The sequence below is a fragment of the Bradyrhizobium sp. USDA 4502 genome, from assembly GCF_054063355.1.
In genome coordinates, this window is record NZ_JBSSGF010000001.1 from 1,793,416 (window position 1) to 1,817,739 (window position 24,324).

Annotated in this window: 20 protein-coding genes; 18 read left to right on the forward strand and 2 right to left on the reverse strand. The window is 64.3% G+C overall.

Annotated elements, in window-relative coordinates; translation table 11 throughout:
• Window positions 1-69 precede the first annotated feature (69 nt).
• The 15 genes from hutI (at window position 70) to ACVW1B_RS08015 (ending at window position 18,378) form a co-directional block, all read left to right on the forward strand.
• Window positions 70-1,284 (forward strand): imidazolonepropionase, encoded by a 1,215-nt coding sequence (hutI, locus tag ACVW1B_RS07945; protein WP_253609389.1) that lies wholly within the window; start codon window positions 70-72, stop codon window positions 1,282-1,284.
• Window positions 1,281-2,840: a histidine ammonia-lyase gene (gene hutH, locus ACVW1B_RS07950; RefSeq protein WP_456781003.1), complete on the forward strand. Its 1,560-nt coding sequence runs from the start codon at window positions 1,281-1,283 to the stop codon at window positions 2,838-2,840. Before hutI ends, hutH begins: the two co-directional genes overlap by 4 nt.
• 27 nt (window positions 2,841-2,867) lie before the next feature.
• Window positions 2,868-4,535 carry a urocanate hydratase gene (gene hutU / locus ACVW1B_RS07955; protein ID WP_253609387.1) on the forward strand — a complete coding sequence of 556 codons (1,668 nt, stop codon included), beginning with the start codon at window positions 2,868-2,870 and terminating at the stop codon, window positions 4,533-4,535.
• 363 nt (window positions 4,536-4,898) lie between these two features.
• Window positions 4,899-6,053, forward strand: a complete 1,155-nt coding sequence (locus ACVW1B_RS07960) for a transporter substrate-binding domain-containing protein (RefSeq protein WP_253609386.1) — start codon at window positions 4,899-4,901, stop codon at window positions 6,051-6,053.
• On the forward strand, window positions 6,050-6,691 hold the full coding sequence (locus ACVW1B_RS07965) for an ANTAR domain-containing response regulator (protein WP_016845707.1): 642 nt from the start codon (window positions 6,050-6,052) through the stop codon (window positions 6,689-6,691). The genes ACVW1B_RS07960 and ACVW1B_RS07965 overlap by 4 nt, the downstream gene beginning before the upstream one ends.
• 127 nt (window positions 6,692-6,818) lie before the next feature.
• On the forward strand, window positions 6,819-8,069 hold the full coding sequence (locus ACVW1B_RS07970; RefSeq protein ID WP_057015919.1) for a transporter substrate-binding domain-containing protein: 1,251 nt from the start codon (window positions 6,819-6,821) through the stop codon (window positions 8,067-8,069).
• Between the two features lie 129 nt (window positions 8,070-8,198).
• Window positions 8,199-9,068: an urea ABC transporter permease subunit UrtB gene (urtB, locus tag ACVW1B_RS07975; protein ID WP_253609385.1), complete on the forward strand. Its 870-nt coding sequence runs from the start codon at window positions 8,199-8,201 to the stop codon at window positions 9,066-9,068.
• A 16-nt stretch (window positions 9,069-9,084) separates the two neighbouring features.
• A complete protein-coding gene (urtC, locus tag ACVW1B_RS07980; RefSeq protein WP_456821465.1) occupies window positions 9,085-10,224 on the forward strand; it encodes an urea ABC transporter permease subunit UrtC in 1,140 nt (379 codons plus the stop codon).
• Complete coding sequence (gene urtD, locus ACVW1B_RS07985; RefSeq protein WP_253609383.1) at window positions 10,221-10,973, forward strand: urea ABC transporter ATP-binding protein UrtD; 753 nt, start codon at window positions 10,221-10,223, stop codon at window positions 10,971-10,973. The genes urtC and urtD overlap by 4 nt, the downstream gene beginning before the upstream one ends.
• Window positions 10,966-11,658: an urea ABC transporter ATP-binding subunit UrtE gene (gene urtE, locus ACVW1B_RS07990; RefSeq protein WP_050386944.1), complete on the forward strand. Its 693-nt coding sequence runs from the start codon at window positions 10,966-10,968 to the stop codon at window positions 11,656-11,658. The genes urtD and urtE overlap by 8 nt, the downstream gene beginning before the upstream one ends.
• Window positions 11,659-11,691: 33 nt before the next feature.
• Window positions 11,692-12,729, forward strand: a complete 1,038-nt coding sequence (locus ACVW1B_RS07995) for an aliphatic amidase (RefSeq protein ID WP_253609382.1) — start codon at window positions 11,692-11,694, stop codon at window positions 12,727-12,729.
• A 95-nt stretch (window positions 12,730-12,824) separates the two neighbouring features.
• Window positions 12,825-14,159, forward strand: a complete 1,335-nt coding sequence (locus ACVW1B_RS08000) for a purine-cytosine permease family protein (protein ID WP_253609381.1) — start codon at window positions 12,825-12,827, stop codon at window positions 14,157-14,159.
• A gap of 34 nt (window positions 14,160-14,193) precedes the next feature.
• Window positions 14,194-15,213, forward strand: a complete 1,020-nt coding sequence (locus tag ACVW1B_RS08005; protein WP_225647402.1) for an alpha/beta fold hydrolase — start codon at window positions 14,194-14,196, stop codon at window positions 15,211-15,213.
• A 34-nt stretch (window positions 15,214-15,247) separates the two neighbouring features.
• Window positions 15,248-16,075 carry a CbbQ/NirQ/NorQ/GpvN family protein gene (locus ACVW1B_RS08010; RefSeq protein ID WP_051002629.1) on the forward strand — a complete coding sequence of 276 codons (828 nt, stop codon included), beginning with the start codon at window positions 15,248-15,250 and terminating at the stop codon, window positions 16,073-16,075.
• 14 nt (window positions 16,076-16,089) lie between these two features.
• A complete protein-coding gene (locus tag ACVW1B_RS08015) occupies window positions 16,090-18,378 on the forward strand; it encodes a nitric oxide reductase activation protein NorD (RefSeq protein WP_253609380.1) in 2,289 nt (762 codons plus the stop codon).
• An 8-nt stretch (window positions 18,379-18,386) separates the two neighbouring features.
• Here the strand turns inward: ACVW1B_RS08015 and ACVW1B_RS08020 are convergent, their stop codons facing one another.
• Both ACVW1B_RS08020 and ACVW1B_RS08025 read right to left on the reverse strand, forming a co-directional pair.
• Complete coding sequence (locus ACVW1B_RS08020) at window positions 18,387-18,974, reverse strand: ANTAR domain-containing response regulator (protein ID WP_253609379.1); 588 nt, start codon at window positions 18,972-18,974, stop codon at window positions 18,387-18,389.
• Window positions 18,971-20,134: a transporter substrate-binding domain-containing protein gene (locus tag ACVW1B_RS08025; RefSeq protein ID WP_456791911.1), complete on the reverse strand. Its 1,164-nt coding sequence runs from the start codon at window positions 20,132-20,134 to the stop codon at window positions 18,971-18,973. Before ACVW1B_RS08025 ends, ACVW1B_RS08020 begins: the two co-directional genes overlap by 4 nt.
• Window positions 20,135-20,557: 423 nt before the next feature.
• On the opposite strand from ACVW1B_RS08025, the gene ACVW1B_RS08030 reads away from it, so the two are divergent.
• From ACVW1B_RS08030 to ACVW1B_RS08040, 3 genes are read left to right on the forward strand one after another with little or no spacing between them, the layout of a single operon-like run.
• Window positions 20,558-21,958, forward strand: a complete 1,401-nt coding sequence (locus ACVW1B_RS08030) for an amidase (RefSeq protein WP_253609377.1) — start codon at window positions 20,558-20,560, stop codon at window positions 21,956-21,958.
• 17 nt (window positions 21,959-21,975) lie between these two features.
• Window positions 21,976-22,971, forward strand: coding sequence for an acetamidase/formamidase family protein (locus ACVW1B_RS08035; protein WP_057015930.1), 996 nt, complete (start codon window positions 21,976-21,978; stop codon window positions 22,969-22,971).
• A 58-nt stretch (window positions 22,972-23,029) separates the two neighbouring features.
• Window positions 23,030-24,244 (forward strand): urea ABC transporter substrate-binding protein, encoded by a 1,215-nt coding sequence (locus ACVW1B_RS08040; protein ID WP_092080051.1) that lies wholly within the window; start codon window positions 23,030-23,032, stop codon window positions 24,242-24,244.
• The last annotated feature ends 80 nt before the right edge of the window (window positions 24,245-24,324 follow it).

Consider the following 24,324-nt stretch of genomic DNA (forward strand, 5'->3'; position numbering starts at 1 on the left):
GACAGAACCCGGACACGATTATATGTCTAGACATATAAGTCAAGCATCCCACCTCGAGGGGACGATCGCATGGCAGAGCGCTTCGACCGTATCTGGCACAACGCCCGGCTCGCCACGATGCGCAGCGACCGCACTGATCTCGGCGAGATCGAGCGAGGCCTGATCGCGGCGCGCGACGGCCGCATCGTCTATGCCGGCGTGCCGTCGGACTTTCCTGTGGATGCGGACGCCGTTGAACGGATCGATTGTGCCGGCCGCTGGATCACGCCCGGGCTGGTCGATTGCCACACCCATCTCGTCTTCGGCGGCAACCGCGCGCACGAGTTCGAGCTGCGCCTGAAGGGCGCGAGCTATGAGGAGATCGCGCGCGCCGGCGGCGGCATCGTCTCGACCGTTGCGGCGACGCGCAACGCGACCGAGGCGGAGCTCGTCGCCGGCGCGCTGCCGCGGCTCGACGCGCTGATCGGCGAGGGCGCAACCACGGTCGAGATCAAGTCCGGCTATGGCCTCAATACCGAGACCGAGATGCGGCAGCTTGCGGCGGCACGCAGCCTTGCCCGCCTGCGGCAAGTTGCGATCCGCACGTCGTTCCTCGGAGCGCATGCGCTGCCGTTGGAGGCCAACGGCGACAAGGACGGTTACATCGATCTGGTCTGCAACGAGATGCTGCCGGCCGTGGCCAAGGCCGGCCTCGCCGATGCCGTCGACGGCTTCATGGAGGGGATCGCGTTTTCCGGAGAGCAGACGGCACGGGTGTTCGAGGCGGCGCGTGCGCTCGGACTGCCGGTCAAGCTGCATGCGGATCAGCTGTCCAATCTCGGCGGCGCGGCGCTGGCCGCGAAATTCTCGGCGCTCTCGGCCGATCATCTCGAGCGCACCGACGAAGCCGGCGCGGTGGCGATGGCGAAGGCCGGCACCGTCGCGGTCCTGCTGCCCGGCGCGTTCTATTTCATTCGTGAAACGCACAAGCCGCCGGTCGAGCTGTTCCGTAGCCACGGTGTGAACATGGCGCTGGCGACCGATTGCAATCCCGGCAGTTCGCCGCTCACCTCGCTCCTGCTGGCGATGAACATGGGCGCAACGCTGTTCCGGATGACGGTCGCCGAATGCCTCACAGGGGTGACGCGGGAAGGGGCGCGCGCGCTCGGCATGCTCGCCGAGACCGGTACGTTAGAGGCCGGCAAGTGGTGCGATCTGGCGATCTGGGACATCGAGCGTCCGGCCGAACTGGTCTACCGCATCGGCTTCAACCCGCTGCACAGCCGGGTGTGGAGGGGGCAATGAGCGATCGGGATGCGCCTGTCGTCGTGACGCCCGGAACCGTCGGCCTCGACGTCCTGGTGCGCGTGCTCGCGGGCGCGCCCATCATGCTCGATCTATCGTGCTGGCCGCGCGTCGAGGCGGCCGCGCAAATCGTGGCGAAGGCGGCGCATATCGACGTTCCCGTCTACGGCATCAATACCGGTTTCGGGAAGCTGGCATCGACGCGCATCGCGCCCGACCAGACTGCGCTGCTTCAGCGCAACCTCATCTTGTCGCATTGCTGCGGAGTCGGTCCGAACACGCCCGAGCCGATCGTGCGTTTGATGATGGCGTTGAAAGTGATTTCGCTCGGTCGCGGTGCATCTGGCGTGCGCCGCGAAGTGATCGAGCAGTTGCATGGTATGCTGGCGCGCGGCGTTTATCCGTTGGTGCCGCAGCAGGGCTCGGTCGGTGCCTCCGGCGATCTGGCGCCGCTCGCTCATATGACCGCGGTCATGATCGGGGAGGGACAGGCAATTCTTGATGGCAAAGCCGTGCCGGGCCGCGAAGCGCTTGCCGCCGCCGGCCTCGCGCCGCTGACGCTCGGTCCCAAGGAGGGGCTCGCGCTGATCAACGGCACGCAGTTTTCCTCCGCCTACGCCATCTCCGGCCTGCTGCGTGCGCATCGCCTGGCGTGCGCCGCGCTGGTGACCGGCGCGCTGTCGGTCGATGCGGCGATGGCGTCGACGGTGCCGTTTCGTCCCGAGATTCAATCTTTGCGTGGCCATGACGGGCAGATCGCTGCGGCCGCCGCCCTGACCGCGCTGCTTGACGGCAGCGATATCAGGCAATCGCATCTCGAGGGCGACGAGCGCGTGCAGGATCCCTATTGCCTGCGCTGCCAGCCGCAGGTTGCGGGCGCCGTGCTCGACCTGCTTGCGCAGGCCGCCCGCGGGCTGACCGTTGAGGCCAATGCCGTCACCGACAATCCACTCGTCCTGGTCGAGACCGGCGAGATCGTGTCAGGCGGCAATTTCCACGCCGAGCCGGTGGCGTTCGCCGCCGACCAGATCGCGCTGGCGCTTTCGGAGATCGGGGCGACCAGCGAGCGCCGGATCGCGACCCTCGTCGATCCCGCCTTGAACTTCGGCCTGCCGCCGTTCCTGACGCCCGAGCCCGGCATCAACTCCGGATTCATGATCGCCGAGGTGACGGCGGCGGCGCTCTATGCCGAGAACAAGCAGCGCGCGATGCCATGCTCGATCGATTCCACGCCGACCAGCGCCAATCAGGAGGATCACGTCTCGATGGCCGCACATGCCGCGCGCCGGCTGTCCGATATGGCCGACAATCTCGCCGCCATCCTCGGCATCGAGCTGCTGGTCGCCGCGCAGGGCATCACGCTGCGCGCGCCGCATTCAACGAGCGCGCCGCTCGCTGCGGTCATTGCCGCGCTCCGAGAGCAGGTTCCGGCGCTCGCCGCCGACCGCTACATGGCTGACGATCTCGCCAGGGCGGCCGCTCTGATCGAAGCCGACGCGCTGCCCGCCGCTGCGATCGCGGTGCTTCCGACCGATCCATTTCCAAGACTGACTTAGAAGACTTGCTTAGCAGGAACATCCGTCATGAACCGCCGACTGGATAACGAACGCATCATCCGTGCTCCCCGCGGCACCGACATCAGCGCCAAGAGCTGGCTGACGGAAGCACCGCTGCGCATGCTGATGAACAATCTGGACCCTGATGTCGCCGAGCGCCCGAGCGAGCTCGTGGTCTATGGCGGCATCGGCCGTGCGGCGCGCGACTGGGAGAGCTTTGATCGGATTGCCGCGTCCTTGCGCAAGCTCGAAGGCGACCAGACCCTGCTGGTGCAGTCCGGCAAGCCGGTCGGCATTTTCCGGACCCATGCCGACGCGCCGCGCGTGCTGATCGCGAATTCCAACCTGGTGCCGCATTGGGCAACGCTCGATCATTTCAACGAGCTCGACCGCCAGGGCCTGATGATGTTCGGCCAGATGACGGCAGGCTCCTGGATCTATATCGGCAGCCAGGGCATCGTGCAGGGGACCTACGAGACGTTCGTCGAGGTCGGCCGCCGGCACTATGGCGGCAGTCTCGCCGGCAAATGGATCCTGACGGCGGGCCTCGGCGGCATGGGCGGTGCCCAGCCGCTGGCCGCGACGATGGCCGGCGCCTCGATGCTCGCGGTCGAATGCCAGCCGAGCCGCATCGAGATGCGGCTGCGGACGGGCTACCTCGACCGCCAGGCGGCGACGCTCGATGACGCGCTCGCGATCATTGCTGAGGCGGTCAAGAGCCAGAAGCCGGTGTCGGTCGGCTTGCTCGGCAATGCGGCCGAGATCTTTCCCGAACTGGTGCGCCGCGGCGTGCGCCCGGACATCGTTACCGACCAGACCAGCGCGCATGATCCGATCAACGGCTATTTGCCCAAGGGATGGACGCTCGCAGATTGGGAAGCCAAACGCGCGGCCGATCCGAAGGCCGTTGAGACAGCGGCCAAGACCTCGATGGTCGATCACGTCCAGGCCATGCTGGATTTTCACGCGCAGGGAATCCCGACGCTCGATTACGGCAACAACATCCGCCAGATGGCCAAGGACATGGGCCTGAAGCAGGCGTTCGATTTCCCGGGATTCGTTCCGGCCTATATCCGTCCGCTGTTCTGCCGCGGCGTCGGACCGTTCCGCTGGGCGGCGCTGTCGGGCGATCCCGAGGACATCTTCAAGACCGATGCCAAGGTTAAGGAGCTGATGCCCAACGACAGCCACCTGCACAACTGGCTCGACATGGCCAAGGCGCGCATCAAGTTTCAGGGACTGCCGGCGCGAATTTGCTGGGTCGGGCTTGGCGACCGCCATCGGCTTGGCCTTGCCTTCAACGAGATGGTGGCGCGCAGCGAGCTCAAGGCGCCGATTGTGATCGGCCGCGATCATCTCGACAGCGGCTCGGTGGCGAGCCCGAACCGCGAGACCGAGGCGATGCGCGACGGCTCCGACGCGGTGTCCGACTGGCCGCTGCTCAACGCCTTGCTCAACTGCGCGAGCGGTGCCACCTGGGTGTCGCTGCATCACGGTGGCGGCGTCGGCATCGGCTATTCGCAGCACGCCGGCATGGTGATCGTCGCTGACGGCACGCCGGAGGCGGCGCGCCGACTGGAGCGTGTGCTGTGGAACGACCCGGCGACGGGCGTCATGCGCCACGCCGACGCCGGCTATGACACGGCGATCGAATGCGCGCGCGCCAACGGGCTCGATCTGCCCAGCCTGCGCTGATGGGACCTCCTCGATCGGGAGTTGCGGCATCTCCCGACCGGGGCGCAGCTTAACGAGCAATCCCGTTGCAGCTCTCAACCTTCCGGTTGATGTACGCGAGGTGACCGGCCGGACATGCCTTGATACGGGAAATCGGCGGTGCAGCTACCGGAGATAGGTGGTCCGTGGAGCGCTGCGCCTGTGACCCGTCGCGGGTGACACATTAGTCTGCCTGCTTTCGCGTCAGCTTCGCTGACAGGATGAGCGGCCAGGGTCCTTGTCTCGCGGCAGATGGCATGCAATCTTCCGCAGCCGGCAATGCTGTTCGAGAGCAACAAGAACAATAATCCCTCTCGTCCCTCCAATTCTGTCGAGGGCCTGATCATGTCGAACCTTACCCAAACGACATCCGCTCCGTGGCGGATAGGAGTGCTGTTCTCGCGAACCGGCTTCATGTCGGTCATCGAGGAGACCCAGTATCAGGGCACGCAACTCGCGATCGAAGAGGTGAATGAAGCGGGCGGCGTCTGCGGCCGCGAGCTGGTTCCCGTTGCCTATGACCCCGGATCGGACTCGGCCGCCTATGGTCATTACGCCAAGCGGCTGATGATCGAGGATCAGGTCAGCACGATCTTCGGCTGCTACACCTCGTCGAGCCGCAAGGCGGTGCTGCCGGTAGTCGAACGGCTGAACGGTCTGCTCTGGTATCCAACGCTTTACGAAGGGTTCGAGGCGTCGCCCAACGTCATCTACACCGGCGCCTCGCCGAACCAGAACAGCCTCGCGCTGTGCCGCTATTTGATGGATACGTTCGGAACGCGGTTCTATTTCGTGGGGTCCGACTACATCTATCCGCGCGAGTCCAACCGGGTGATGCGGGAGCTGCTCAAGAGCAACGGCGGCTCGGTGGTCGGCGAGCGCTATGTCAATGTTTACGCGCGCTGGCAGGATTTTGTGCCGATCATCCAGGATATCAAGCGTGTCAGGCCCGACGTGATCTTCTCGACCGTCGTTGGCGAGGGCACGGTGTTCCTTTATCAGGCCTATGCGAATGTCGGGCTCGATCCAAAGCAGGTGCCGATCGCCAGCCTGACCACGACGGAAGCGGAAATTGCCGCCATGGGCTTCGACGTCGGCGAGGGACACGTCACGGCCGCATCGTATTTCCAGGGCGTCGAGGGCAGCGCTAATAATGCGTTTGTGCAGCGCTTCAAGAAGCGGTTCGGCGCCGATATCTCAACCAACATGTGCGCCGAAGCATCCTATTTCCAGCTGCATCTGTTCGCGAAGGCGCTCGAGCAGGTCAATTCACTCGACACCGAAGTTCTCCGCTCGATGGTGTTCGGCACCAGCTTTGATGCACCGCAAGGTGCCGTCACCGTCAACCCGATGTCGGGTCATACCGACCTCTGGACCCGCATCGGGCGCGCCAACCGCCAGGGGCAGTTCGATGTCGTCAGCCAGTCGAAGGAGCCGGTGCATGCGGATCCGTTCCTGATCGGATATGGTCGTGCAACGCAAGCAGGAAGCGTCCAATGAACGAAATGTCGCGTAAGCCGTCGCTGAGCCGAGACGTCGGCGGACGCAAGACCATGGTTCAGGAACTTGCCGATCTGTCGGCGGTGGTGGTCGCGCCGGTCGACGATCAGGTCGGCATGTTGCTGCGCGAGTTGCAGCGGTTCCGGATGCGGGTGCGGCAGGTCTGGCCGATGCCGGAGAGCGTGCCCGCCGATGCCGACGTGGTGTACTGCGAATATTCCCCTGACCTGGCGCGGCGCCTGCCATGGATTCCCGGCGACGCGCGCTCGGCGCTGGTTGTGATCCTGCCGGCGACGGAAACCGTTCACGCCGATGCGCTGTGTCATGCGACGCCGAACGCCGTGCTGCCGCGGCCGTTCACGCAGAATGCCGTGCTGTCCAGTCTCGTGCTGGCGCGCAGTCAATTTGGTTATGAACGGCGGCTTCGCAGCAAGATCGAGAAGCTCGATGACAATCTGCGCTCGATGCGCACGGTGGAGCGCGCCAAGGCGATCCTGATGGCGACGCGGCAGATGCCGGAAACCGAAGCCTATGGCTTCATCAGACGACAGGCGATGGATCGTCGCGTGTCGGCAAGTGCAGTCGCCGCGGCGATTGTTGACTCGTTCGAACTGCTTGGCTACGATCATCAACAGTAGGCCCCAATAGCGGGGCCGGCGGCGACAGCGCCGCCTTCGACACAACCGGCAACAAAGCCCTCCCAATGCTCGCGTAAGCGCGCATCGGGAGGGCTTTTTGTTTTTTCAGTCCTGAAGGGAGCTAGGGATGAGCATTTCACGGCGGACTTTGCTGAGGAATACCGCGGCGCTGGGCGCGTTTGCCGGCGCCGGACTGCCGCACATCTGGATCAAGAACGCCGACCTCGCTTACGCCGCCGGCGGCGAGATCAAGGTTGGCGTGCTGTTCTCGCTGACGGGAACGACCGCGATCATCGAGGAATCGCTCAACAAGGCGACGCTGCTCGCCATCGAGGAGATCAACGCCGCAGGCGGCATCAAGGGCAGCAAGATCGTGCCGATCGTCGAGGACCCCGCGTCCGATCCGGCGACCTTCTCGGAGAAGGCTCGCAAGCTCGTCGTCGGCGACAAATGCGTCAGTGTGTTCGGTTCCTACACCTCGGCAAGCCGCAAGGCGGTGCTCCCGGTGTTCGAGCGGCAGAACAATCTCTATTGGTATCCGACGCTCTATGAAGGCCGCGAGTGCTCGAAGAACGTCATCTACACCGGCGCGGTGCCGAACCAGCAGCAGGACGAGTTCGTGCCCTGGCTGGTCAAGAAGTTCGGCAAGAAGTTCTACCTGATCGGCTCCAACTACATCTATCCGAAGGAAGAGAACAACTACTGCAAGAAGCTGCTTGAGAAACTCGGCGGCGAGGTCGTGGCGGAAGAATATGTGCCGCTCGGCCATTCCGAATTCTCTTCCGTCATCAACAAGATCCGCTCGACTCAGCCGAACGTGATCTTTTCCACCGTGGTCGGCGATTCCGTGGTCGCGCTGCATCGTCAGTACAAGGCGGCCGGCCTCGATCCCGAGAAGATGCCGATGGCGAGTCTCACGACCTCCGAGAACGAAGTCGCTGCGATGGGCGGCGAGGCGGCCGCCGGTCACTTCACCTCGGCGCCTTACTTCATGGTGCACAAGTCGCCGGAGAACGAGAAGTTCGTCGAGGCTTACAAGAAGCGTTGGGGCGCCGACAAGGTGACGCATTTCGTGTCGGAGGCCTGCTACTTCCAGACCTACCTGTTCAAGCAGGCGGTCGAGAAGCTCGCAACCAGCGATCTCACGCCGCCGAACATCCGCGACGCGGTCAAGGGCCAGGAAGTGATTGCACCGCAGGGCAAGGTCCGGATCGAGCCGGAGAACCTGCACACCTGGCTGTGGCCCAAGATCGCGCAGGCGAAGTCGAACGGACAGTTCGAGATTCTCGTCGAGGCCAAGGAGTGGCTGAAGCCGGTGCCTTACGCGGCCTATCCCGGACAGTCGTGCACCGAGAAGGGCCTGGTCGAGAAGAGCTGACGACGGGGGCTGACGAAGGCCGTCGGCGTGCGGCGCCGGCGGCCAGCGTCCCGAAACGAATGCCGCCTCTCGCACGAACGGGGGCGAGGGGCAGGGCGCACAACGCGAACATCGAAAGCGGATCCCGACGTGGACCAATTCATCGAACAAATCGTCACCGGCCTCAGCATCGGATCGATCCTGCTGCTGGTCGCGCTGGGCCTGTCGATCATCTACGGCTCGATGGGCATCATCAATCTCGCCCATGGCGAGTTCGTGATGCTGGGCGCTTACGCGGCCTGGGTGTTCCATACCTATTTCGGGCTCGGCCTGCTCGCGAGCCTGGTGCCGATCTTCTTCGTGGTCGCCGCGTTCGGCTGGGTCATTGAGCGTTACGTCCTGAGCCTGCTCAACAACCGGCCGCTGGACACGATCCTTGCGACCTGGGGCGTCGGCATCATGCTGCAGCAGGCGGTGCGGCTGATGGTCGGCAGCGAACTGCGCTACGTGCAGCTGCCGCCGGCGCTGTCCGACAGCATGGACGTGTTCGGCATCTCGGTATCGTCCTATCGGGTGTTCCTGTTCGTGGTGTCGATCGCACTGTTCGTGGCGACCTGGTTGCTGATGAACCGCACCACGGTCGGAATGAAGCTACGCGCGATCATCCAGGACCGTTCCGTCGCTGCCTCGTTCGGCATCAACGCCAAACGGGTCTATGCGCTGACCTTCGCCTACGGTGCGGGCCTTGCGGGACTGGCCGGCGCGCTGGTGTCGCCGCTGAAGAGCGTGTCGCCCGATATGGGCACCGGCTATGTGGTCGATGCCTTCATGGTGGTGGTGCTCGGCGGCGTGCAGAGCCTCGCCGGCACCGTGGCGAGCGCCTTCATCCTCGGCGAGCTCTCCGGCGGCATTGCCTTCCTGCAGAACGACACGGTGGCCAAGGCGATCGTGCTGCTCGCCATCGTCGTGCTCATCCGTTTCCGCCCCGAGGGGCTTTTCACCGCACGCGTGCGGGCCTGAGACAGATCGCTCATCTATGCCGTCGCATGTTCCTAACTCCAGCGGATTGCAGCGCCTGATCGCGCAGCTTGCGCCTCTGCTGATCGTCTGCGCCGTGGTGTTCGCGCTGCCGGTGATGCTCAACAACGACTTCCTGCTCAACAAGGTCGCGCGTTATCTGGTGCTGGGCATCCTCACGGTGTCGCTCGGGCTGTCCTGGGGATTCGGCGGCATCCTGAATCTCGGCCAAGCGATGAGCTTCGGGCTCGGCTCCTACGCCATGGCAATGGCGCTCAAGCTCAAGACCGTGCCGGTGCACACGGGGGCGAGCGGACTGCCGGACTTCATGGTCTGGAATAATGTCCAGCATTTGCCGTGGTTCTGGGAGCCGTTCCGCTCGCTGACCTTCGCGATCGCCGCGGGCCTGATCGTGCCGGCGCTGGTTGCGGCGGCGCTCGGCTGGTTCATGTTCCGGGGCCGCGTCACCGGCGTCTATGTCTCGATCATCACGCTCGCCACCATGGTGGTGATCAATCTCGTGATCATCGACCAGCAGAGCTACACCGGCGGCTTCAACGGCGTCACCGATCTCGCCCAGCTCGAGATCTTCGGCGTCGCGTTCGACGCCTATGGCCGCGCAACCTACTATCTCGTGGCCAGCTGTGTCCTGCTCAGCCTGCTTGTCGCCTTTGCCTTTACAAGGACCAAGGCCGGCCTGATCGTGCAGGCGATCCGCGACCATGAGAGCAGGGTGCGCTACTTCGGCTACGACGTCGCGCTCTACCAGATCTTCGTGTTCGCGCTGTCGGCGGCGATCGCGGGCCTTGCCGGCATGCTCTACACGGTGGTGATGGAGTTTGCCTCGCCGACCTTCCTCGGCGTGCAGCTCTCTCTTTCGGTCGTGGTGTGGTGCGCGGTCGGCGGCCGGCAGAGCCTGGTCGGTGCGTTCCTCGGCGCGGTGCTGGTGGCGGGTATGCAGGGCGCGCTGTCGGAGTCAGCGGCGTTCCTGGAAACCTGGACGCTGGTGATGGGCGCGCTGTTCGTGCTCGTGGTGTTGTTCCTGCCGAAGGGGCTCGCTGGCCTCGCACAGGTCATGCTGCGCTGGATCGTGCAGCGCCGCCATGCGGCCGCGGGCGGGGTGGCGCAAGGCGTCGGCCAGACGGAGGGCAGCACATGAGCTCCCATCTCGATCTCCGCGACGTCTCGGTCAGCTTCAACGGCTTCAAGGCGCTCAATTCACTCAACATGAGCGTGCGCAAGGGCGAGCTGCGCTGCCTGATCGGGCCGAACGGCGCGGGCAAGACCACCGCGCTGGACATCATCTGCGGCAAGGTCAAGCCGAGCGCCGGCACGGTGAGCTTCGATGGCACCGCGCTGCAGGACCTTGAGGAATACGAAATCGCCCGCGCCGGCGTCGGCCGCAAATTCCAGGTGCCGAGCGTGTTCCGCGAGCTGTCGGTCTCCGAGAATCTTGAAGTGGCGCGGGCGCGTCGCACCTCCGTGCTTGGCAATTTGCGCTGGAATATTGGCAATTCAGGGCGTGAGCATGTCGAGCGTCTGGCCGAGCTGGTCGGGCTCACCGAGCAGCTCGACCGGCCGGCCGCCTATCTGTCGCACGGTCAGACCCAGTGGCTGGAGATCGGCATGCTGGTCGCCCAGGACGCCGAGCTGATCCTGATGGACGAGCCCACCGCGGGCATGACGGTGCAGGAAACCCGCAAGACCGCCGAACTGTTCGCACGGCTGAAGGGCAAGCACACGCTGATCGTGGTCGAGCACGACATGGGCTTCGTCAAGGCGATCGGCGACATCATCTCCGTGATGCATATGGGTCAGATGCTGGCCGAGGGCACCGCGGCGGAAGTGGAGGCGCATCCGGAAGTGCGCCGCGCCTATCTCGGATCGGGAGGCATCAGCCATGCTTGAGCTGACCGACGTCGACGCCTTCTACGGCAACAGCCGCGCCCTGCAGGGCATCAACCTGATGGTTGGCAATGGCGAATTCCTCTCGGTGCTCGGCCGCAACGGCGTCGGCAAGACCACGCTGATGCGCAGCATCCTCGGCCTGATGGACCGGTGCACCGGACGGCTATCGCTCGACGGTGCCGACATCTCGCCGCTGCGGACCTATCAGCGCGCCAAGGCCGGTATTGCCTACGTGCCGCAGGGCCGCGGGATTTTGCCGCGCTTCACCGTGCGGGAGAACCTGACGCTCGGAACCTTCGCGGCGAAATCGGCCAACGGAATCGAGGAGTGGGTGCTCGAGCTGTTTCCGGTACTCAAGGACTTTCTCAATCGCTATGGCGGCAATCTCTCCGGCGGCCAGCAGCAGCAGCTTGCGATCGCGCGGGCGCTGCTGGCCAAGCCCAAGGTCATCCTGCTGGACGAGCCGACCGAGGGCATCCAGCCGAACATCGTCGAGCAGATCGAGGACGTGATCGTCAGTCTCAATCGCGAGCGCGGCATCACGGTCGTGCTGGTCGAACAGAATGTCGCGTTCGCGCGGCGCGCGTCTCACCGCTTCGCGCTGCTCGAAAAGGGACGCGTCGTCGCCAAGGGCGCGATCGGTGAGCTCACCGATGATCTCATCCAGCTGCACATGGCCGTGTAGCGGGAATTATCGCTCAGGAAAGGGAGTCGAGACATGTTGCATGGAGACATATCAAGCAGCAAGGACACGGTCGGCGTTGCCGTGGTGAACTACAAGATGCCGCGCCTGCACACCAAGGCCGAGGTGCTGGATAACGCGCGCAACATCGCCAAGATGGTCGACGGCATGAAACTCGGCCTTCCGGGCATGGACCTCGTGATCTTCCCGGAATACTCGACCCACGGCATCATGTACGACTCCAAGGAGATGTACGAGACGGCGTCGTCCGTGCCGGGCGAGGAGACCCGCATCTTCGCAGACGCCTGCCGTAAGGCCAAGGTCTGGGGGGTGTTCTCGCTAACCGGCGAGCGTCACGAGGAGCACCCCAACAAGGCGCCGTACAACACCCTGATCCTGATGAACGACAAGGGCGAGATCGTCCAGAAGTATCGCAAGATCATGCCGTGGGTGCCGATCGAGGGTTGGTATCCCGGCGATTGCACCTACGTCTCGGACGGGCCCAAGGGACTGAAGATCAGCCTGATCATCTGCGACGACGGCAACTATCCGGAGATCTGGCGTGACTGCGCGATGCGCGGTGCCGAGCTGATCGTGCGCTGCCAGGGCTACATGTATCCGGCCAAGGAGCAGCAGATCCAGATCTCGAAGTCGATGGCCTGGGCCAACAACTGCTACGTCGCGGTCGCAAACGCCTCCGGCTTCGACGGCGTCTATTCCTACTTCGGCCATTCCGCGCTGATCGGCTTCGACGGAAGGACGCTCGGCGAGTGCGGCACCGAGGAGAACGGCATCCAGTACGCGCAGCTCTCGGTGTCGCTGATCCGCGACGCCCGCCGCAATATGCAGTCGCAGAACCATCTCTTCAAGCTGATGCACCGCGGTTACACCGGCCTGATCAACTCCGGCGACGGCGATCGCGGCCACGCGGTCTGCCCCTACACCTTCTACAAGAACTGGATCACCGACCCCGAGGGGACACGGGAAATGGTCGAGGCCATGACCCGTCCGACTGTCGGAACCGACGAATGCCCGATCGAGGGCATTCCGAACCAGAAAGTCGCACATCGTTGAGTGACATCGATGATCGGCGCCGGCGCGATGTTTCGCGCCGGCGTGGTTCCGTGCAACGGCGGACACTTCCTCGCGGAGGAAACAGGGGGGACATCATGAGCGGTCAATCGAATAGCGGGCTGGTCCAGCAGACCGAAGGGCAGATCGACGATCTTCTCGGCCATGAATTCGAGCACGAGCCGGTACCGATGAGCGCTCGGCGCAGCGCCTTCTCGGTCACGATGGTGTGGCTGGGCTTTCCGATGATCATCACCGGCGCGATGACCGGATCGTTGCTGGTGCTGGGCATGGGATTCAAGAATGCGCTAGTGGCGATGATCATCGGCAATTTGATCATGTTCGCCTATGTCGGCGCGCTCGGCCTGATCGGCACCCGGCGAGGCATGAACTTCGCGCTTATCGCCAGCATCGTGTTCGGAAAGAAGGGCTACGTGCTGGCGTCGGGCCTGCTGTCGACCCTGCTGCTCGGCTGGTATGCGGTGCAGACCGGCATCACCGGCGCATTGATCTCCTCGACCTACGGCCTCAACTATGTGGCGATGACCATCGTCGCCGGCGTGCTCTATATCGGGATCACCTTCGTCGGCGTGAAGGGATTGCACTGGATCGGGCTGGCGTCGGTGCCGCTGTTTGTCGTGCTTGGCCTCTGGGTCGCGGCCGATGCCGCCTCGACCACGACGTCGGCGGCGATCTTCGGCTATGCCGGCAACAATGGCGTCGCCAGCATGTCGATGGGCGTCGGGCTTACCGTGGTGCTCGCGCTGTTCATCGATGCAGGCACGGTGACAGCGGACTTCAATCGCTGGGCGCCGAGCACGCGGGCCTCGCTGTTTGCCACGTTCAGCGCATTTCCGTTCGCCAGTCTGGTGGCGATGCTGGTCGGCGGCGTGATGACGGCGGCGCTCGCCGTGCCGAACGCAAATCCGTTCGGTGTCGACAACATGTTCGGCTACATGAACGGCAAGCAGCTGACCTGGCTCAGCATCCTCGCGTTCATCTTCCTCTATGCCAATTTAGGCTCGGTCTGCTCGCATTGCCTGTACAATGCGGCGACCGGCTGGTCGCGCATCCTCGGGACCAATATGCGGCTGATGGCGGTGGTGCTCGGCGCGCTTGGTATCCTGGTCGCTGCCGGCAATGTCTGGGCGTTCTTCATCCAGTGGCTGTCGCTGCTCGGCATCCTCGTGCCGCCGATCGGTGCGATCATTCTGGTCGATCAGTATCTGCTACGGGCCGAGGCGCGCGCGGACGTCGACTGGCGTGCGAAGCCGTTCATCGCCTGGGGCATCGGGTCGCTGTTTGCCTTTGCGGTTGAAAACCTGATGCCGGGACTGTCCACTGCGTTCTCCGCCGCGGTGGTCGCAGGCATCGTGTACGGTGCGATCGCACGGGTGGAGTCTCCGACTGAAAAGGTGGCGCGTCCGGCGTAAGCGATCAGCTCGATCAAGCAAGAAGGGTACATCAATGAGCGTCGACTATCAGATCCATGATCTCGGCAATTTGACCTTGCAGCGCGGCGCGACCATTCGCGACTGCAAGCTCGCCTACAAGACCTATGGCCAGCTCAACGCAGCCAAGGACAACGTCATCGTCTATCCGACCTGGTACTCCGGCCAGCACTACGACAATGAATGGCTGATCGGACCGGGCAGGGCGCTCGACCCGGCAAAGTACTTCATCATCATCCCGAACATGCTCGGCAACGGGCTGTCGTCGTCGCCGAGCAACACGCCGGAACCGTATAATGGACCGCGTTTTCCGCAGGTGACGGCCTATGACAATGTGCGCGCCCAGCATCGGCTGGTGACCGAGAAATTCGGCATCAAGCATATCCGTCTCGTCGTCGGCTGGTCGATGGGCGCGCTGCAGACGTTCCATTGGGGCGCGCTCTATCCCGATATGATGGACCTCTTGGCGCCGTTCTGTGGCTCGGCCAAATGCTCGCGGCACAACTTCGTGTTCCTCGAGGGCGTGAAGGCGGCGCTCACCGCGGATGCTGCGTGGAAGGAAGGCTGGTATACCGACAAGCCGGCCCGCGGCCTGCGCGCTGCCGCGCGTGTCTATGCCGGCTGGGGCTTTTCGCAGGCCTTCTATCGCGAGCAGCTCGACATCAAGACGCTGGGCTATTCGTCGCTGGAGGATTTCCTGGTGGCGTTCTGGGAAGGCTTCTTCCTGCCGAAGGATCCCAACAATCTGCTGACCATGCTGTGGACCTGGCAGCACGGCGACATCAGCGACAACGAAATCTACAACGGCGACTTCAAGGCCGCGCTGCGGGCGATCAAGGCCAAGGCCTATGTCATGCCGGGGCAGACCGATCTCTATTTCCCGCCGGAGGACAGCGCGTTCGAGGTCGAGAACATGCCGAACGCCAAGCTCGTGCCGGTGCCGTCGATCTGGGGCCACTTCGCCGGCGGGCCGGGGACCAATCCGGTCGATGTCGACTTTATCGACGGCAAGCTCAAGGAGCTGCTCGCATCGTGATATCGACCGGTTGCGAACGGCTGCCTGCGCGATCATGGGAGGCGTGAGCTTGTCCAATCCCGCTTTGCTGCTCGACCAGTACCGCATCCGGGAGGAGCCGTATTACCGGCCGCTCAAGGATGAGGTCGAACTGTTCGGTGCAGCCTACGCCAACCGCATGCCGGTGATGCTGAAAGGCCCGACCGGCTGCGGCAAGACCCGTTTCATCGAATATATGGCGTGGCGGCTGGGCCGCCCGCTGATTACGGTCGCCTGCCACGAGGACATGACGGCGGCGGATCTGGTGGGGCGCTGGCTGCTCGACGCAGAGGGCACGGTGTGGAGCGACGGGCCGCTCACCACAGCGGTGCGTCTTGGCGCGATCTGTTACCTCGACGAGATCGTCGAGGCGCGCCAGGACACGACGGTCGTGATCCATCCCTTGACCGACGATCGTCGTGTGCTGCCGCTGGAAAAGCGTGGTGAATTGATCCACGCCCATTCCGACTTCCAGCTCGTGATCTCCTACAATCCGGGCTACCAGAGCGCGATCAAGGACCTCAAGGAATCCACCAAGCAGCGCTTCGCGGCGCTGGATTTCGGCTATCCTGATCGGCCGGCCGAAACCGAGGTGGTGTCGCGCGAAGCCGGTATCGAGCCGAACCTCGCCGATCTCCTGGTGAAGATCGCCCAGCACAGCCGCAACCTGAAAGGCCAGGGGCTCGACGAAGGTGCCTCGACCCGGATGCTGGTCAATGCCGGCCGACTGATCGGATGCGGGATCAGCCTCGAAAAGGCCTGCGAGACCACGATCGTCGTTCCCTTGACCGATGATGCGGACACCAGGAACACGTTGCGCGACGTGATCTCGGCCTGTGGGTAAGTGGAAGATTGCAGGTGGCGGTCGCGCAAATCAGTTCGCTCGATAGCTTCCGGTCCGGACGTCGGCTTGCGGCACTGTTGCGCGGCCATGACGATGTAGCTGCGGCCGTGCAGGCGGCGCGCGCCGCTTTGCAGCGAACCGGTTGGTTCGATCATTTGGCGGTCTGGGACGAGGCCGTGCACGCCCTGTTCGAGGCCAATCTCGGTCAAGCCGTGGTGCAGGGTTTTCTGCGTCTATCGGAGCAATGGCCGGCGCAGCGATCGGCCGATGATCTGATCGCGATCGGCCGCGCGGTCAGGGACATCGGCTGCAGTGCCGGAAGCCGCGTCGCCCATGCCTTGCTGACCGAATTGTCCAAGGTGCTGCCCCGGCTTGCGGGTGCAGGAGAATTCACCGCAGTTCTCGCCGCGCTCGACGAACTCGCAGCCACCGGGCCGGAGTCGGCGGGGCTCGCGATCGGCCGGCTGGGGCAGTTTCTGACGCATGCCGGCGGCGACGAGTTTGCGGCGTGGGTCTCCGCTGGCTTGCGCGCCAGTGGCAGTCGCGCATCGCGCCGCCGCGCCTATTTCGCGCTCGACGATCAGCTTTCGGCGCAGCTGTTCGCAGCCGGTCGGAGCGGGGATGATTTCGCGCGGCTGGAGAAGCGCCTCGCTGCAACCACGATCGCGTTGTGGAACAGAAAGCCGCGTTTCCGCAAACTTGCCGTTGCACCGACGCCGGTGCCGCGGCGGACCTCGCTCGCCGCCGGCCTCGTCGGTCTTCCGCAGACCTTTCCCGGCTTCGAGGGCGAGGCGGCCGACGCCGTCTATCTCGCGGCGGTCGCGCATGCTGGCGCGCATCTGGTGCATTCCACCGTCCGCTTTCCGGTGAGGCGACTGAAGGCGCTGCAGATCGCGCTGGTCTCGCTGATCGAGGATGCCCGGGTCGAGGCGCTGGCGCTCCACCAGATGCCGGGGCTGCGCCGGCTGTGGCTGCCATTTCACAGCGCGACGCCAGCCGGCCAGGCAACCGCAGCCGGACTGATGATGCGGCTGGCGCGGGCGCTGATCGATCCCGATTATCAGGATCCGGATGCGTGGGTGACCAAGGGACGGACGCTGTTTGCCGCTGCCGCCGGCCGCTGGACCGATCCCGCCATCAGCCGCGAGATCGGTGGTTTGCTCGGCAACGACATCGGGCAGATGCGGCTGCAGTTCAACGCCAAGAGCTACGTCGTCGAACCTGCCTATCGCGACGACAATCTGGCGCTGTGGGATTTCGGTGACCAGCGGGACAGTCCGGCCGAGACGATCGAACTTGCCGTCGATTCCGTCCGGATCGAGCGGCGCGACGATGCGGGTGGCCAATCGGCCGACGACAACGCCAGGCCGGACGAGACGCTGCGCGCGAAGGCCAGCGCGGTAACGCTGCTGGACGGGTTTCCGGTCGCGACCTACCCGGAATGGGACTATGCGGCGCGTACCGAGCGGCCGGACTGGACAACGATTCTGGAAGCCGATGCAGCCGTTTCCGCGCAGCCCTTCGATTCCTCGACGGACGCCGAGGCGATGCGCTGGATCACGGAGTTGACCCGCGACGCGTCGATCGGCCGCCGGATCAGACACAAGGGCCAGCGCGACGGCGACGCGCTCGACATCGACGCGGCGATCGCCCTGACGATCGAGCGGCGCACCGGCAATATCAGCGAGCCCAGGGTCTACCAGCGCGATGCGCCGGGACCGCGCGATCTCGCCATCCTGCTGCTCTTGGACCTGTCGCAATCGACCGCCGACCGTGACCGCCGCGGCCGGACGGTCCTCGACGTCGAACGCAAGGCGGCTGCGATCATGGCGGCGGCGGTCGAGGCCGCGAATGATGCGATCGCGGTGCATGGTTTCAGCTCCGACGGCCGCGAGCGCGTGCGCTATCTGCGCATCAAGGGCTTTGCGGAGCCGATGGATGCCGTGGTTCGTTCACGTCTCGCGGGTCTTGGCAGCAGCCATTCCACGCGCCTCGGCGCGGCATTGCGCCATGCCGGGGGCTACCTCGCGGAACGACGCGCGTTCCGGAAAGTGCTGCTGGTTCTGACCGACGGCGAGCCGTCCGACGTCGACGTGCCGGATGCGCAATATCTCGTCGAGGACGCCCGCCGGGCCGCGCAGCAGCTGCGGCGGCGCGGCACCGATATCTTTGCCTTTGGTATCGGTGAGCACAAATTTCCCCAGCTCGATCGGATTTTCGGCGAGCGTTATGCGCTCCGCGTGCCGCGCATCGAGGTGCTGCCGCAACGGGTGATGCAGCTCTACGCAGAACTGAAGAAATAGTCCCGGCTCTAGCCCGTTGCCCGCGGCAGGGAACCCTTTGCGGTGATCTCCGCCGAGAGTTCCTCGATCGTCTTGCGCTGCTCCATGGCGGCGCGGCGGATCAGCGCAAAGGCAGCCGGCTCGGCCAGCGCATGGGTGTGCATGACCTGAAGGACCGCGGCGAGCACGACACGGCGGGATCGCAGGCGCTGCTCCAGCTTGAGCACCTGCTGCTTGAGCTCGCTGGTGCGCTCGCTTCGCTCGAAAGCCAGGACGAGCGCGGCATAGATGCCGGCCGATCGCAGCGGCTTTACCAGAAACGACGCCGGATCGAGGTCGAGCACCAGCTTCAGACGGCTTGGCGTCTCGGTGCCGAGCAGGGTGATGACCGGGCTTCGTCCAAGCGACGTCCGTTGCGCCGGCGAGGTGAGCGGCAGGAACTCGTCATCGATCAGCGTCACGTCGGGACGGCAGTCGATACTGGCACCGGGCTCCCATGTGACGATCTCGATCCCGAGACGCTCGAACTGGCGCCTGACGATCGAGGCATCGCGCTCATCCTTGATGGCGACGAGCGCCTTGCGCCCGCGCAGCGAAAATGACGACGGTTTGCTCATTTCACAACCCGCAAATGCGGCGCATTCGGCAACGTTCCATCCCTTGCCGGGCTGGCGGCGATGTCGAGCTGCGTCAGATAAGGATCCGGTCTAACCGGCGCTTCAGCTTCCCAGAAGATGTCAAACTGTCCTTCGGCGTTCGAGACGGCCAGCCGCGGCGTCAGGACGCAGTGGTTGTTGCTGCCGTCGATCCAGACCGGACCTTGCGGCGAATTGTAGCGATGGCCGGCCGCGGCGCGCCGCACCTCGCCGATATCGGATGTGCCGGCACGCTGCAGCGCGCGGGCCAGCAGATAGACCGCGACATAGGCGGATTGCCCGTCGACGGACGGGCTGCTGTGCTCGCCGTAGCGCGCCTTCCAGCGCGCCACGAAGGCCCGGTTCTCGGGCAGGCGAATGCTCTCGAAATAGGCCGACGAGGTGATGCATCCGGCCGACGCGGGACCCGCGATCTTGAGCTCGGGCTCGCACAGGCTGCAGCTCAGCATCGGGATGTCGAGGCCGGCCGCGGCGGTCGCCGCATGAAAGGCGCGGATGAAGTCATAACTCGAACTGCCGACCAAGGTGTTGAAGACGACCGGCGGCCGGCGCCGCACGATCTCGTCCACGATGTGGGTGACCGCGCTTTCACCGAGTTCGAGCAGGCGTTCGGCGAGAATGCGTCCTTTGGCCGCCGTCACCAGCTCGCGGGTGACGCGATTGGTTTCCCAGGTCCAGACGTAGTTGGAGCCGACACAGAAGATCTCGTGCGACAGATTATCGAGCACGTAACGCACCAGTGGCAGCACGTTGTGATTGGGTGAGGCGCCGACATAGATGACATTGTCGGAGCACTCGAACCCCTCGTAGCGCGCCGGATACCAGAGCAGGCGATCGGTACGCTCGACGATCGGCAGCACCTGCTTGCGCGAGGCCGAAGTGTAGCAGCCGATGATGTGCTCGACGCCGACGTTGCGAATGAGGTCGTCGCAGACCGTGTGGTACTCCGAAATGATTCCGCGGGGATCGCGGACATGCGCAGATATCGCGAAGTCGAACTCGTCCTGATTGTTGATTTCGTCGACCGCCATCATGGCGCTCTTCAGGATCTCGCGTCCCATGGCCTGATAGGGCCCGTGCTGCGAGCAGATGATGCCAACTGGAATGGAGGGCTTGGTCATTGAGTGCTTTCGGCGGCGCAACGCATCAAGGAAATCATCTTCGCAGAGGTCGGTGCAAGAGGTCATGCCGATTTGCTGCGCATGCACCTCGCGAAATTTGTGCAGCCAGCCTCGTTGACAACGCGCTGCACACCTCCTTAGAATTTTCTCCTACAGGGCTTCCTGTCGAACCTTGCGTGCGTCGATTTGGCCGATGACGTCCCGATCGCCGCGCAGAGTGCTCCGTTCGACTTCGGACCCATGCGATAGTTCATAGCCGCGGCATTTGGGCCATTCGTCACCTTCGTTTCGGAGGGGCGGGTGGTTTTTTGCTTTTGCCGCTAAACAAATTGGCGACACGTCCGTGCCGCCAAGCCGGAGGCGCATGCGCGGTGATGGGCAGTGCCTGCGCTTGCGTCATGTCAAGTGCGGGGATGAGAAACGATGCCGACGACGGATCTTCACTATCTCGGGCTCATTGAGATCGGGCAGCAAATCCAGGCCAAAAAGCTCTCGCCGGTCGAGGTGACCAAGGCGATGCTCGGGCGGATCGAGCAGCTCGACGGCAAGCTCAAGAGCTACGCCTATGTGATGGGCGAGGCGGCGCTGGCCGAAGCGGCGGCAGCCGAGAAGGACATCGCGTCCGGCAAGATCAAGGGACCGCTCCACGGCGTGCCGATCGCCGTCAAGGATTTGTGCTGGGCCAAGGGCGCGCCGGCCGCGCATGGCATGACCATTCATCGGGACTTCCGGCCGAGCGAGGATGCCACGGTCGTCGCGCGGTTGAAGGATGCCGGCGCTGTCATCCTCGGCAAGCTGCAGCAGACCGAGGGCGCCTATGCCGACCATCACCCGAAGATCGACCCGCCGAAGAATCCGTGGAATGCCGATTTGTGGTCGGGCGCATCGTCGAGCGGTTCCGGCGTCGCCACCGCCGCGGGGCTTTGCTTTGGCTCGCTTGGCACCGATACGGGCGGCTCGATCCGCTTTCCATCGGCCGCCAACGGCATCACCGGGCTGAAGCCGACCTGGGGACGCGTGAGCCGTTATGGCGCGTTCGAACTTGCGGCAACGCTCGATCACATCGGGCCGATGGCGCGCAGCGCGGCCGATTGCGGCGCGATCCTCGCCGTGATTGCCGGCCAGGATCCCAAGGACACCACCTCCGTGCCGCTGCCTGTGCCGAACTATCTCGCCGGCCTGTCCGGCGATTTGCGCGGCGTGACGATCGGGGTCGATCGGCGCTGGACCAGCGAAGGTACCGACGAGGCTGCCGGCAAGGTGCTCAGCGAAGGGCTGCGCGTTGCTGCCGATCTGGGCGCGAAGATCAAGGACATCACGTTTCCTGATCCCAAGGCCGTCATCGAGGACTGGTTCCCCTTGTGCGGCATCGAAGTGGCGGTCGCGCACGAAGAGACCTATCCGGCCCGCAAGGACGAATACGGTCCGGCGCTCGCCGGCCTGCTTGATCTCGGCCGGGCGCAATCCGGCATGAACTATCAGAAGATCGTGCTGCGGCGCGAAGCATTCCGCGGCGCGGTGCGGCTGTTGTTCGAGACGGTCGATCTGATCGCCGTTCCGGCCCAGGCGTTCGCTGCGCCGACATTGGCCAAGATGGCGGCGCTGGGTGAGGACCCGTCGCTGATTACCGGGCTGCTGCGCTTCACCTGTCCGTTCGACATGACCGGCAGCCCGACCGTCACGCTTCCCGGCGGCTTCGCGCCGAACGGCGGGCCGATCGCCTTCCAGTTCGTCGGCCGTCACTTCGACGAAGCAAGCCTCGTTCGCGCGGGCGATGCTTTCCAGCGCGTCACCGACTGGCACAAGCGCCATCCCGCGATCTGAATTGAGGAGCCGACCGCATGACCGAGGATTGGTTGAAGAGTTCCATCATGGCCAAGCGCGCCCTTGCCAAGGGCGCGACCGGCACGACCCATAGCCTGACGATCGAGCAGCAGGGCGGCTTCCATTACGTCTATGGGCCCTATGCCAAGCCGACCCTTTCGATCGACCCAGGTGGGGTCGTCGTTGTCGAAACCGAAGACGCCTTCGGCGGCGTGCTCACCAGCGAAAGCGACAGCCCTACGGCGAAGCTGAACTTCCCCTATCTGAACCCGCAATGCGGACCGATCGCGGTCAAAGGCGCCAAGAAGGGCGATTGCCTCGCCGTCTATATCCGCGACGTCGAGACCCGCGGCGCGCAGCCGGCCGGAACGACCTGCATCATTCCGGAGTTCGGCGGCCTGGTCGGGACCGCATCCACGGCGCTGCTCAATCCGCCGCTGCCGGAACGCGTCAGGAAGCTGCATGTCGACCGCAACGGCGTGCGCTGGAACGACAAGATCACGCTGCCCTATGAACCGTTCATCGGCACGATCGGCGTCTCGCCAGAGATCGAGGCGATCTCCTCGCTGCAGCCCGATTATCACGGCGGCAACATGGACCTGCCCGACGTCGCACCGGGCGCGATTATCTATCTGCCGGTGCATGCCGAAGGCGGGCTGCTCTATGTCGGCGACTGCCACGCGACGCAGGGCGATGGCGAGCTCTCGGGCGTCGCGCTCGAGCAGCGCGCGACGGTGACGCTGCAGATCGATCTGATCAAGAACTGGAGCTTCGCCTGGCCGCGGCTCGAGACGCGCGACTTCATCATGACGATCGGCAGCGCGCGCCCGCTCGAGGACGCGGCGCGCATCGCCTATCGCGAGCTCGTGCGCTGGATGAGCGCCGATTACGGCTTCGACGAGATCGACGCCTACATGCTGCTCAGCCAGGCCGGCCGCATGCGGCTCGGCAACATGGTCGATCCCAAATACACGATGGGGGCGTCGATCCTGAAGAATTACCTCAAGGCGTGACTTCAAACATCCTTCAACGACAGAGGACATCGCGATGTATTCGGGGCGTATAGTCGGAATGGCTTTGCTTGGTGCAATGCTCGGGACCGCGGCAATAGGTGTCGCCCAGGCGGCGGAGCCGCCGCTGAAGGTCGGCTTGCTGGAGGACGTCTCCGGCGATCTCGCCTTCATGGGCATGCCGAAGCTGCACGGCTCGCAGCTCGCGGTCGAGGAGATCAACAAGAGCGGCGGCATTCTCGGCCGGCAGATCGAGTTGATCCATCTCGATCCCCAGGGTGACAATGCCCGCTATCAGGAGTTCGGCCGACGGCTGCTCAATCGCGACAAGGTCGACGTGCTGATCGGCGGCATCACCTCGGCATCGCGCGAGGCGCTGCGTCCGATCGTCGATCGCACCACCACGCCGTACTTCTATACGAACCAGTATGAAGGCGGTGTCTGCGACGCCAGCATGATCAGCATGGGCGCGGTGCCGGAGCAGCAGTTCTCGACCCTGATCCCCTGGATGGTCCAGAAGTTCGGCAAGAAGGTCTATGTCATCGCAGCCGACTACAATTTCGGCCAGATCTCCGCGGAATGGAACCGCAAGATCATGAAGGACCTCGGCGGCGAGGTCGTGGGCGAGGAATTCATCCCGCTCGGCGTGTCGCAGTTCGCGCAGACGATCCAGAACATCCAGAAGGCGAAGCCGGACTGGTTGTTGACGATCAATGTCGGCGCCGCCCAGGACTCGTTCTTCGAGCAGGCGGCCGCGGCCAACCTCAACCTGCCGATGGGCTCTTCGATCAAGATCATGCTCGGCTTCGAGCACAAGCGGTTCAAGCCGCCGGCGCTCAACAACATGCATGCGACCGCGAACTGGTTCGAGGAGATCGATACCCCCGAAGCCAATGACTTCAAGAAGCGCTGGCACGCAAAATTCCCCGATGAGCTTTACATCAACGACATGGGCTACAACGCCTATAACGCGCTCTACATGTACAAGGCGCTGGTCGAGAAGGCGAAGTCGACCAAGCTCGAGGACATGCGAAAGGTGATCGCAACGGGTGATGCCTGCATCGAGGCTCCCGAGGGCAAGGTCTGCATCGACCCGAAGAGCCAGCATACGTCGCACCGCATGCGCCTGATCTCGGTCGGGCCCAAGCATGAGGTGACGGTGGAGAAGGACTACGGGACGATCCAGCCATACTGGCTCGGCGAGATCGGCTGCGACCTCACCAAGAAGAACGACAAGGATCAGTACACGCCGAGTCATCTTCCCAGCAAGTCGTGATGCGCGCAGGCACGAATCTTGCTCGTGTTTGCATCGCGGCTTTGAAGCAAGCCGGCGCCGCAATGATGCGGCGCCGCGAT